Annotated in this window: 10 protein-coding genes; 5 read left to right on the top strand and 5 right to left on the bottom strand. The window is 43.9% G+C overall.

What is annotated here, in order from left to right; genetic code table 11:
- Nucleotides 1-120: 120 nt before the first annotated feature.
- The 3 genes from AAAA78_RS03530 to rlmN all read right to left on the bottom strand — a co-directional run bounded on the left by AAAA78_RS03530 (nucleotide 121) and on the right by rlmN (nucleotide 2685).
- Entirely contained in the window at nucleotides 121-339 is a 219-nt protein-coding gene (locus AAAA78_RS03530; RefSeq protein ID WP_295901197.1) for a hypothetical protein, read from the bottom strand.
- A 207-nt stretch (nucleotides 340-546) separates the two neighbouring features.
- The gene (locus AAAA78_RS03525; protein ID WP_340590324.1) at nucleotides 547-1455 is read right to left on the bottom strand and encodes a PfkB family carbohydrate kinase; all 909 of its coding nucleotides are present in this window, start codon (nucleotides 1453-1455) and stop codon (nucleotides 547-549) included.
- 12 nt (nucleotides 1456-1467) lie between these two features.
- Complete coding sequence (gene rlmN / locus AAAA78_RS03520) at nucleotides 1468-2685, bottom strand: 23S rRNA (adenine(2503)-C(2))-methyltransferase RlmN (RefSeq protein WP_340590323.1); 1218 nt, start codon at nucleotides 2683-2685, stop codon at nucleotides 1468-1470.
- Nucleotides 2686-2937: 252 nt separating this feature from the next.
- On the opposite strand from rlmN, the gene AAAA78_RS03515 reads away from it, so the two are divergent.
- The 5 genes from AAAA78_RS03515 to AAAA78_RS03495 all read left to right on the top strand — a co-directional run bounded on the left by AAAA78_RS03515 (nucleotide 2938) and on the right by AAAA78_RS03495 (nucleotide 10116).
- A complete protein-coding gene (locus AAAA78_RS03515; RefSeq protein ID WP_340590322.1) occupies nucleotides 2938-4116 on the top strand; it encodes an MFS transporter in 1179 nt (392 codons plus the stop codon).
- A gap of 62 nt (nucleotides 4117-4178) precedes the next feature.
- Nucleotides 4179-5024, top strand: a complete 846-nt coding sequence (locus tag AAAA78_RS03510; protein WP_340590321.1) for a hypothetical protein — start codon at nucleotides 4179-4181, stop codon at nucleotides 5022-5024.
- An 89-nt stretch (nucleotides 5025-5113) separates the two neighbouring features.
- Complete coding sequence (locus AAAA78_RS03505) at nucleotides 5114-6193, top strand: PA0069 family radical SAM protein (protein ID WP_340590320.1); 1080 nt, start codon at nucleotides 5114-5116, stop codon at nucleotides 6191-6193.
- A 1-nt stretch (nucleotide 6194) separates the two neighbouring features.
- Nucleotides 6195-8567: an ATP-dependent DNA helicase gene (locus AAAA78_RS03500; protein ID WP_340590319.1), complete on the top strand. Its 2373-nt coding sequence runs from the start codon at nucleotides 6195-6197 to the stop codon at nucleotides 8565-8567.
- Nucleotides 8557-10116: an exonuclease domain-containing protein gene (locus tag AAAA78_RS03495; protein WP_340590318.1), complete on the top strand. Its 1560-nt coding sequence runs from the start codon at nucleotides 8557-8559 to the stop codon at nucleotides 10114-10116. Before AAAA78_RS03500 ends, AAAA78_RS03495 begins: the two co-directional genes overlap by 11 nt.
- On the opposite strand, the gene AAAA78_RS03490 is transcribed toward AAAA78_RS03495, so the two are convergent.
- Together AAAA78_RS03490 and AAAA78_RS03485 are read right to left on the bottom strand one after the other, a co-directional pair.
- The gene (locus AAAA78_RS03490; RefSeq protein ID WP_340590317.1) at nucleotides 10113-10496 is read right to left on the bottom strand and encodes a DOPA 4,5-dioxygenase family protein; all 384 of its coding nucleotides are present in this window, start codon (nucleotides 10494-10496) and stop codon (nucleotides 10113-10115) included. The two genes, AAAA78_RS03495 and AAAA78_RS03490, sit on opposite strands and share 4 nt — an antisense overlap.
- Before the next feature lie 7 nt (nucleotides 10497-10503).
- A complete protein-coding gene (locus AAAA78_RS03485; protein WP_340590316.1) occupies nucleotides 10504-12036 on the bottom strand; it encodes a phospholipase D family protein in 1533 nt (510 codons plus the stop codon).
- Nucleotides 12037-12051: the final 15 nt, after the last annotated feature.

The following is a 12051-nucleotide window of genomic DNA, read 5'->3' as shown; positions in this document are numbered from 1 at the left end:
TATTTTTTAAAATTCGCTTCAACCCGAAACGGAAAATGCTTCAAACGCGAATATGATTCTAGAGAAAAATTTGCGATAACGAAGTGCCCTCGGCTAAGATCGAGGGCACTCATCAGGAAACTATTTAGTCATGCTTTCTGATTTTTCTTTTTCTGATTTCTCTTTTTTGCCGTGTTTTTTATGTTTTTTCTCTTTTTTCACAACAGCAGAATCTGCTTTTTGTTGTTGAGAAACTTCAGAGTTTGCAGTGTTTGACTGCTGAGGAGCTGCGCCTGTGCCTTGTGCTTGAGCGAAAACACCTGCAAGTACGATTGACATAAGAACGATTGCTGATTTCATAAAAACCTCCATTTGGTTTGTGAGAATCATCTCTTCTCTTGCTGAAATCAGATTAACAAAGCGTTCTTAAGAACCTATGAAAACGGGATTAAATAATTTTTAAATGCTGTGACTCGGATTTCGCTCTAACTGCTGGAATCGACTAAGGATAAAACTAAAAAAGCCCCGCTTTCGCGAGGCTTTTCATTTTGAGATTTTTTAAATTTACTAAACCGTAATCACTTTTTTGTATTCAGTGAGACGTTTTTCCAGGTCACTGAGTGTGACTTTCGCAAGAGCTCTTACAGAGAAGTCCTGAATCGTGTGACTTGCCATCATAGAACCCATGATACAAGCCTGTTTCAAGTTACCTACCGTTGGAACTTCTTTTTGCGCTGCCAAGTATCCGAAGAAACCGCCGGCGAATGTATCACCCGCACCTGTTGGATCGACGACTGTCGGAATCGGCATCGCAGGCAAGATGAAGTAACCATCTGTTTTAGAGTACATCGCAAAGCCGTACTCACCACGTTTGATCACCACTGTTTTTGGTCCAAGATCTGTGATCATCGGAGCGGCTGAAATGGCATTCGCTGCGCCCGTGAGCATTTTGGCTTCACCTTCGTTGATCAAAACAAGATCGACCTTCTTAAGAACTTCGATTACTTTTTCTTTTTTGATATTGATCCACAAGTTCATGGAATCCATGCCCACAAACTTTGGAGCTTTCACCTGTTCCAAAACTTGCAATTGAAGTTCTGGAGCAATGTTAGCCAAGAAAACGAAAGAAGAATCTTTGAAATGCTCCGGCAATTGCGGGTTGAAGTGTTCAAACACGTTCAAATCCGTTTTCAAAGTTTTCGCTTCATTCATGTCGCCTTCATAAGAACCCGCCCAATGAAATGTCTTTCCTGGAACTTTTGAAAGGCCGGTCAAATCAACACCGCGAGAGTGAAGCAACTCATAATCGTTCTGCTCGTAATCTTCACCGACAACACCGACAACGCGCACTTTAGAAAACAAAGAGGCTGCCAAAGAAAAATAATTCGCAGAGCCGCCCAACGCGCGATCGACTTTTCCTGATGGCGTTTGAATTGAATCGTAAGCAAGACTTCCTACAACGAGAATTTCAGACATGATGTCGGTTCCTTATTGATTGTTGTTATTCGTCGCGGCTTCAGCAGCTGCAAGCATCTCACGCTTGTACTTTGGAAGACCCGCAAGTTTAGAGTTAGAGATATCCATAGTTTCAGGCTTGTTCGGCACCTGACTTGTCAACTGACCGCAAGCCGCAAAGATGTCGCGCCCCATGGAGCGGCGAAGAAGAACATGGGCACCAAGGCGCATAAGTTCCGAGTGGAAAGCCTCGACAGCTTCATCCGAAGGACGCTCGTAACCAGAACCTGGATGTTCATTGAACGGAATGATGTTGATCTTACAAGGAACATCCTTCACCAATTTCACCAACTGGCGAGCGTGTTCGATTTGATCTGTCACACCTTTAAGCAAAACGTACTCGAAAGTGACTTTGTCTTTCGTGATACGGCAATACTCTTTACAAGCGTTCAAAAGTTCCGTCGTATTCCATTTTTTATTGATCGGCATCACTTGTGAACGAATCTCATCCGTTGGACCGTTTAAGCTCACGGCTAAACGCACTTTCGCGTCAGCGACACGCCACATTTCTGGAACGATACCTGACGTCGAGACCGTGATTTTTTTGCGAGAAAGATTGATACCCCATGGAGAGTGAATAACGTCGATGGTTTTAAAGACGGCTTCTGGATTATCCAACGGCTCGCCCATGCCCATGAAAACGATGTTTGTGATGCGCTGGCCGTCGCCCATGCGATCATGACATTGCATGAATTGGCCCACGATTTCTTCCGTGCGCAAGCGACGTTTTAGTTTTTGTTTTCCAGTGAAGCAGAACTTACAACCGATGTTGCAACCAACTTCGGAAGAAATACACAATGTCAGACGATCTTCCGATGGAATCAAAACAGCTTCGACACTTTGGCCATTGCCCATATCAAAAAGCAATTTCTGAGTGCCATCGACTGATTTTAAGTGAGTTAAAACTTTTGGAAGTTCGAAGCTCAAAAGTTGCGGCAAAGAAGCACGGAATTCTTTTGAGAGATTCGTCATTTGTTCAGGGTCTGTGATTCTTTGTTCGTAAACCCATTTGAAAATTTGTTGAGCGCGGAATTGCTCTTTGCCCTTCCCTTTAAGGTAGGCTTTCAAATCTTCAAGAGTCATTGAGTAAAAATTGACGGGTTTGTTTTCGAGAGGTTTTGCGACGTTATCGTCAGCATAGTTCACAGGGGCAGACAGAGCGTTTTCAACGCCGCCGTTGTTTAATTCCATCTTCGGGCTCCTCGGGCTTATTACAGCCATGCTTGTTACAGCTGAGACCTTGTCAGTCTCTTTGGTTAAAGGATATGTGTGGGCGATTTTGTAGCACAAGCCCCCCTTTTTTCCTAGGAATTTCATGGAATTGTCCCTTTGGACGAGCCGGGCTGCCTGACTTTAAGCAACTTTAAGCAAATTCTACATAAGAGTCCTCATATTACCCCTCTCCTCCTTGAGTTCACCCTCTCAGGTCTTTATATTGAAGGCATGATTTGGCCCTTTATTTTTCTTTCTTACGCAAGCCTCTTTGTCTTCGGACTTTCCGACAATATCCGTGGGCCTTTGTTTCCTGAAATCATGAAGCATTTTGCGATCAGTGACTCTATGGGGTCTTTGATGTTTGCGCTCAGTAATATTTCAGGCTTTTTTGCGAGCTATGGCTGTCGTTATCTTTTGCGACGCTATGATCGCCTGACGGTTCTGCGCAGTGGAGCGATTGGCTTGATGCTCTCGATGTGGGGTATGGCGGCCTCTCCGATTTTTCCTTTGTTTTTATTTTTCAGTTTTTTCTTTGGTTTAAGCCTGGGCGTATTGGGTTTAGTGCCTAATATCTTAGTGCCGATGGGCTCCAGTCCTCATCGCAAGCAACAAATGCTTTCGGGCCTTCACACTATGTACGGAATGGCGAGTTTGCTGGCGCCTCTTTTAGCAGCCTCCATGGAGTATCTCACTGGAAGCTGGCGCTGGACTTTTGCTGCTGGCTCTTTAGGACCTGTACTTCTTTTGATTTATACTTTTCACAGAAGTCACAAGTCTTTGCACACGAAAGCAGAGTTTTCTCCTGAGAAACACAAAGCCAATAAGCAGAAAAATTTTAAGCCGCAGTTGTTTTTAGCTATCATGCTGAGCCTTGCCGTCGCAGCCGAGATTATGGTGTCTTCGCGTTTAGCTCTGTACATGCAACGCACTTGGAATTACGACATGGAGGCTTCAAGTCTTTACGTCACTTATTTCTTTATTTGCATGATGCTAGGACGTTTTCTTTTTGCCGTGGTTCACTTCAAACGTTCTCCGCAATTTTTATTGTCGAGCTCTTTAGTGATGACCGGTGTTTTTATCTTAGCTGGCGTATTTATTCATCCTCTGTTCTTGGCGGGAACAGGTTTTATGATTGCGCCATTTTACCCTCTATCGATTTCCTGGATCTCCACAGAGTTTCCTGAGGACTTGGATTCCGCCGTTTCGTATATGATGGCGACGGATTCCATTATGTTGATTCTAATGCATCTGACGATTGGGAAACTGACGGACTTGTTTAGCATTAAACAAGCGCTCCTCTGGGGTTTAGGATTTGTGATTCTATCCTTCTTGATGGTGAATAGTTTTGCTTTCTTGTTTAAACGCGAAAGACATCATCATCCCTTGCAAGAAATTCCTGCGAAGTAGAATTCCCGATTCCTTCGTTTATATAATTTGAGTTTACCAGGGAACTTCGTTATGAAGCTTCCATGAAAACACTTTCTTTATCTATGCTCTTGGGTTTGTTTTTAGGTTTTAGTACATCAGCTCTTGCTGCGACTCCGCCGTCTTTGCTGGGACAAAGCTTCGTGCCAGATTCAAATATTTCACGACTGCAGCAATCCGCTCTAGGCACGGTAACAATCCAGCTTACGGCTCCGGCGAATTTTCCAGGGGCAGGTTTCCATCTTAGTCTTGAAGATCAACAACCTTTCTTTCATATCACTCGTTCTAATTCCGGCGCCTTGTTAGTCAGTTTTGATAAAGGGTTTTCTGCAGATTTAAAATCAATTGAAACCACAGAAAATTCTGCCGGTGTGCTTTTTGTTTCAATCAAGTCTTGGAATGCATTGGTTCACCCACAAGCCCATATCAAAGTTCAAGCTTTTGATTCTACGGGTAAGAGTCCTTGGGTGTCTTTTGTTTCTCCCTTATACCCTTTGGCCGCCTCGACGGGACCAGCAAGCTTACCCGAGCTGCTAGGACAAAAGAACCAGGTGAGCTCATTGAAGACATGGTTGGACTTAGCTTTCAATGAAACCATCGAACAAGCTTCACAGAATGCTTTGATCTCACTTGAAATCAATTACTTATATAAAAATTCAGGAGCTATGGCTTCCGTGTTATTAATGGTTCCAACCTCTTTCACATCTGAATTAACGACTCAAGTGGAATCTGCCGTGCAAAACTGGTTGCAAACACAACATCCCGTCCTGGAAAACGCATCCTTGGTGTTTAACGTGCGCATTTTTGTTCCCGGAGAATCTGCAGGGCAAGCGCTGCGACCGGTTTATATTTTTAACGGTTTAGAATTGCCTTTTACGAATTTAAACTGAACTCATATTGAGTAAACAAGCCTTAGCAGTCTAGCCAAACGGCATTCTGCTTTGCGGTTTTTTATTTTTTTGGCATATACTGGCTGCCTATGACTCGTGAATTTCGAAAAGATATTCGTGGTCGTGGAGCCAGTAGCAACGTCACCAATCGTTACGACTCTCTTAAATACGAAGCTACCGAAGAAGAATTTGATAATTACATTGATGCTGACGAGAAGCCTCTTCTCAAAACGGAAGTCCTCAAAGACTCTTCACGCACCATTATCACGGAAAACAAATCTCCTGATGTCGGTTTTCGCTTTTCAGTGAATGCCTATCGCGGCTGTGAACACGGCTGCGCGTACTGCTATGCGCGCCCGACCCACGAGTATTTAGGTTATTCTCCGGGGCTTGATTTTGAATCTAAAATTTTTGTGAAAGAAGAAGCTCCTAAACTTTTGCGTGAAGCTTTGATGAAAAAATCTTGGCAACCGGAAGTGATCAACATGAGCGGCATTACGGACTGCTATCAACCGCTCGAAAGACAAAAAGAGCTGACTCGCGGCTGCCTGCAGGTTTTGTTGGAATTTAAAAATCCTGTTTCGATGATCACGAAAAATGCGTTGATCTTGAGAGACTTAGATATTTTTAAAGAGATGGCCAAGTATGACGGCATTTTGATTTTTCTTTCAGTGACATCACTGGATGCTGACCTTGCTCGCACTTTAGAACCGCGCACTTCTCATCCGATGGCGCGTCTTAAGGCGATTGAAACTTTGGCTAAGGAAGGGATTCCGGTAGGCGTGAATGTTGCACCTTGTATTCCCGGCCTCACTGATCATGAAATGCCAATGATTTTAAAAGCTGCTAGTGAAGCGGGAGCCAGCTTTGCCGGATACGTTCCTTTGCGACTGCCGTCTTCGGTTTTACCGATTTTTGATGAATGGTTGGAAGTCCATCGCCCACTAAAAAAGCAAAAAGTTTTAAACTCGGTGCGTGATATTCGGGGCGGCAAACTCAATGATCCTAACTTTGGATCGCGTATGCGCGGAGAAGGCGCCAGAGCGGACCAAATGGCGCAAATGTTTGCTCTTTATACTCGCAAATATAATTTAAATGTGAAAGAGTTTGAACTCTCGGCAGCACACTTTCAAAGGCCCGGGGATCAACTGCAATTTAAACTAGATTGATATGCGTAAAGTTCATCTCGATGTTCGACAATTTGCGATTCCAACTCCTCGTGTAGGACACATCGAGACGCATTCCGGTTATGGAGCGCCTCCACTGAGTGGTCAGGAAATTCATCAAGCAGTACAAAGAATTCGTGTGCGCGAAAATTCGGATTATACGCCTGAGAAAAAAATCTCTTTTACCTTTACGAAGTCTCCTTATGAATTTGAGATCTCGGGACGTGCTGATGGATTTGTCGAATATCCGGCGATGATTGAAGAAATCAAAACCAGTTTTGATATTGATGAACTTTACGATAAGTTGACCTTGGAGCCCAATCATCCCTACGTGTGGCAGGTCCGCACTTATGGATACATGCACTACAAACACACGGGCGTTGTTCCACGTTTGAATCTTTGTCTGGTTTCAGCTCGCAATTATTATAAATTTCGCGACTTACCCGTTTTATTGGATATTGAAGAATACGAGACCTGGCTCGCTCTTCGCTTGGAAGAACTTGTTGTTGAAACGAAGATCAAAGAGAAGTTATTTAAAAAACGTCAGCAGATTTCTGAAGAAATGGCTTTTCCGTTTCCCGCTCCGCGCCGAGGACAACGGGAACTCGTCGATTCGGTCACCGAAAATTTTGCCACAGAAAATCCTCTTTTGATTCAAGCTCCGACGGGCCTTGGAAAAACTGTGGGGATTTTATATCCCTCTTTGAAAGAAGCTATGGCTCGTGGCCAAAAAGTGGTCTACGTCACGCCTAAAAACTCCCAGCATCAGGTTGCTGAAGAAGCCGTTGAGCGCATGCAAGAGCAAGGTTGCAAAGTGCGATCTTTGACTATCACGGCAAAAAGCAAGATGTGCATGAAGGCTGAGCCTCTTTGCAATCCCAAATACTGTGAGTTTGCGAATGATTATTATAAAAAGGTTCATGAAAACGATCTTGTAAATAAACTTGCGAGGTTGCGCAGTCTTGACAGTCATAAACTCAAGGCCATGGCGGAAGAATATCAAGTTTGCCCTTTTGAACTTTCTATTGAAGCCATTGAGCGCGCCGATGTGGTGATTGGCGATTACAACTATGTGTTTGCTCCCCGCAGTTTGATTGGCCGCTTGGCAGAGCCTTTGCTTGAACCAAAGGAAAAAGCCAATCTGGTTATTGATGAGGCTCACAATCTTCCTTCACGAGCGCAGGATTATTTTTCTCCGAGTATTTCGACTCAACAGCTTAATATCTTAGAGCGCGACTTGGTAAAACTCTCACCGTCGTTTTCTTTGCGTGCGCAAGTTTTGTTGCAACAGGCTCGCAAGCTGATTCAGTCTTACGGTCTTGATGGCGTTTCCAAAAAGATTGAAATCATGATGGAGCCGTTTGAAGATCTAGATGCGGATATTCGCGATTTGACCGTTCAGTATTTGGAGTCTGACGAAGAGATTCAAAACCAAGATCCTATGTTGCGCTTTATGAATATGTGGTCGGATTTTGTAAACTCGCTAGCTTTAAGTGGCGAAGAGTTTTTTCAGACCTATCAAAAGAGCAACTATTCTGAGATGTTGAAGATCACCTGCTGTGATGCTGCCGATCATTTGTCTTTGGCATATAAAGAATTTAAGAATGTCGTGGCATTTTCAGCTACGCTAAAGCCGTTTAATTATTATCAAGAACTTTTGGGTTTTCCGAAAGAAACAACGAAACAAATTGAGTTCTCTTCACCGTTTACTAAAGACAACCGTAAGCTTTTGATCATTCCACAGATTTCAACAAAATTTTCAGATCGTCATATGAACGCCGGTAAAATTGCCGACGCCATTCAAAGAATCACGCAAGTGAAATCTGGAAATTACATTGCTCTTTTCCCAAGCTTTGAATTTATGGGAATGGTTTTACAAAAGTTGCAGCTTCCAGAGTTTCAAATTCTGACGCAAGAACGAGAAATGAAGCAGCAACAAATCCAAAGTTATCTTGAAGAAATGAAAGCCGCTCAACGCCCCACTTTATTGATGGGCGTGCAGGGTGGAGTTTTCTCTGAAGGCGTGGACTTCCCTGGTGATATGCTCATTGGCGCTTTTGTTGTAGGTCCGGCACTTCCCAACTTTGATTTTGAGCGCGAGCAAATTCGTACTTATTATGAAAACCGTTATGGCAAAGACAATGCCTTTAACTATGCGTATGTTTATCCGGCTATGGCAAAAGCCATCCAGTCGGCAGGACGTGTGATTCGTTCAGAAACGGATCGCGGTGTGATTGTGATGCTGGACTCACGCTTTTTGCAGAACAGTTATGCTGAAACGATGCCCGAAGGTTGGTTTCAGGATTCTCCGCAAGAATTAGTATCAAGGCAGATTCTTAAAGACGTCCAAGAGTTTTGGAGTTCTTATGAGTCTTAAAAAGAAATCCGTTCTTTTTTTAGATTTACAAACTACAGGGGCAAAACCTGATACTGCCAATATTTTGGAAATTGCTTGGGGCTCTTTGCAATCCGAGACTGTTGAAAGCTTTTTGGTGCAACAACCAGAAGATCAACCTGTTCCTCGCCGTATTCAATTCATCACGGGAATTTACGATAAGCACATGGTGGACGCTCGTCCTTTGCCTGAAGTATTTTCTTCTTTAAAAGAATTTATCAAAACTCATGTCGGCGAAGACGTATTAGCCGTGATCCACTTTGCGCAGTTTGAAAAACCGTTCTTAGCGGACGCTTACGAAAAACTACAAGAGGCCATGCCATTTTCTATTCTTTGCACTCACGAAATTGCCAAAAGACTTTTTCCGAATCTTCCCACTCGCGGTATTAAAGGACTTGCTGGATACTTTGGCTGTCCTTCGGGGGAATTAAAACGCGCCGCCAATCATGTGCAAGCAACACAAGTGATTTGGCAAGGGCTCACCGCAGCCTTGGAAGAAAAAGGCATTCATACTGTTGAAGAACTTCATCACTGGCTGCAAGAAACTCCGAAAACAGCCCGTAGTAAATACGAATATCCTTTACCGAAAGAAAAACGTCTGAGCCTTCCTAAAGAGCCTGGCATCTATCGCATGATGAGTCGCTGGGGCGAAGTTCTTTATGTTGGTAAGGCGACCTCTCTGCACGATCGCGTGAACAGTTACTTCCGTGGTCAGAAAAATCGCGACACACGAAAGCTTGAAATGCTGACTCAAGTTTGGGACTTGCATGTCACAACTGTAGGAAGTCCGTTGGAAGCTGCTTTATTAGAAACCGACGAGATCAAAAGACTCAATCCTCCTTACAACGTGAGTTTAAAGGTGGGCCGTCGCGAGCTGGCGTTTTTTAACCGTGATTTCACTTCGTCACGCGCTGAAGCTGACGACGAACATTTCATCGGGCCTTTTTCTAATGCGATGGCATTGGACTCGATTTTAAGATTGAGTGCGTCCTTAGCGGCAGAAAGCTTTGACGAAAATATGTTCTATGAGCCTTTGGATGCCGAACTTCTGAAAGAGGGCTTCCAGCTTTTCTGTGAACGCCATGGTTTTGAGATGTATGAATTCACATCCGTTCGTGCGATTTTGGCCGTGGGACTGAACTGGTATCGCAAACTTAAAGACGAAGATGAAGAAGAGGCCCAGGAGCTTTTGGAAGAAACAGAAACTTCCGAAGAAGATGATGACGTAGAAACAGAACTTACGGCGGAAGATATCGCCGATAAGTTTGAGCGACACTTCATCCGTTCTGCAGCGACTTACCTGCGCACAAAAAAGCTAACAGCTTTGATGAATGCCCATATTCAAGTCACCGGTGAACAAAAGATTGATCTTAGAATTCACAATGGTCATATCGTTAAGGAAGACCTTCCAAAAACCATTAGCAAGTGTCCTTGGAAAGACCACTCCGTCGATACCTACGACCGCATGACCGTTCTCTACACGGAACTCAACAAACTCCGTTCCCAAGATCATATTGTAGAAATGTCTTAAGATTTAAACTCGGAATAATCGAGAGGAACGGCTTCGCCGAGCCACATGGCGGCTTGAGTATGATCGTAGAGATCGTTTCCTGTCAATTCATGTACGAGGACTGATAAATCTCCACGGGCTTTCATAAGCCACAAGACCACGTCGGTGAAGAGCTCTTTGGGAAAATTGATTTCAAACATCGGAATAGGATGGGGGCCGATGGCTTCGGGAATCATTTGCCCTACGAACACGCGCTGACCTGCAAATCGCGCGATGGCCTCTTCGCGCAACCGATGGGCTTTCTCAAAAGAAGTTTCCGAGAAATAAATATGAGCATCAAACTCTCTGGGAAAACCTTCGGGTAATAACTGAGAATTGACTTTATAAGTGCGTGTCTTCATGAGGGCTTTATAACATACTCTCGGGAACAAACAAGGAAAGGAAGCCCGCTTTAAAACTCTTCCATACGGAAGCTTCGGGTTCAGATTCCACTGTCACTTGGTTTTCACCTTCTTGAGTCGTCCATTGCAATTTTCCCTCGTTTAAAGTCACCTTGTAAGCGACATCGGGAAGTTCATTCAATGTTAGCTCCACAAACTTTTGTGCAAGCTCGGGACTTTCAAATAAAACGCCCATTTCTGAATTAAGTTCGACCGAGCGTGGATCTAAATTCATAGAACCGACGAACATCACACGACGGTCAAAGACATACGCTTTACCATGCAATCCTAAACGAGCTCCGGCAGAAAGACTGCTAGAGAATTTCTTTTTCTGAGCCGAAATACGCGGACGCATTTCGTAAATTTCCACGCCCACCTTTAGCAAACCTTTGCGATATTTTTTATATCCTGCGAATACAAGCGGAACATCATTGGAGGCCAAAGAGTTCGTGAAAACAGTGACCTTCACCCCCTCCTTGGATTTTTTCTTGAAATATTCAACACCGTTTTTTCCGGGAATAAAATAAGGTGAAACGATGAAGATCTCTTTGGAAGATTTAATCGGCAACGCAGTCACTTGATTGAGCATGGAAGTTTTTTTATAACTTTCACCTGCTACCTTTTCCGGAGAGTCAGAAAAAACTTGTGCCTTTCCCCAGAACGAATGCACTTTTCTATTTTCGATGCTCTTTGCTAATGAAGATTCTGCGAGTTCCTTTAAATAGGGTTTTGCCTCTTCGCTTTGTGCAACGGCCTTAAGGTCATTCTGCAAACTTGCCAATTCCGTTCCCTGCACCTCGCGCTTATTCAGTTCTTTAATCGGAACCGATAGACGATGATTCCAGTAAAGGTCAAAGGACTGCGAGCTTTCTTTCACCACCGGACCAAAACACCAGACATCAAAATCCCCGAAGTTTTCATCAGGGCTCGCTGTGAAGTATTCGTTGCCAATATTTCGTCCACCGATAATGGCCGTTTGGTTGTCGGCAATCAAAACTTTGTTATGCATACGACGATTGATTTGGCTAAAACGAAATACGTCCAAAAATCGAAGACTGCGGTTGGCGAAAGGATTGAACATTCGCACTTCAATAAAAGGATGCGAATCTAAAACTAAAAGTAATTCCTCGTACTGGCCGATGTGCAAATCATCCAGAAGCAGGCGCACCCGAACACCGCGATCTGCGGCCGCTAAAATTTCATAGAAAAGAATTTTCCCAACAAGGTCGTCGTGCCAAATGTAGTATTGCACATCGAGGCTTTTCTGGGCTCGTCTAACCGATTCAAGTCTTGCCACAAAAGCGTCAGTCCCTGCCTGCAAAGGATAAAAACCCGATTTCCCAGGGTTCGCCTCAATACTGGGTGCTAAAAGGCGACCAAAAAAAGTGTCTGACGTTGTGGTCAGCGCATGACTTTCTGAAACCTTATAATTTGCAGGAACGCTTTGGCAGGAAACAAGAGAATAAAAAGAAATGAAAACTCCCCACAACAAAAAGCTCATGCCCTTGAGGCTATG

The sequence above is a fragment of the Bdellovibrio sp. BCCA genome, from assembly GCF_037996825.1.
Classification (GTDB): domain Bacteria; phylum Bdellovibrionota; class Bdellovibrionia; order Bdellovibrionales; family Bdellovibrionaceae; genus Bdellovibrio.
This window is presented reverse-complemented; position numbering and strand designations above follow the sequence as displayed.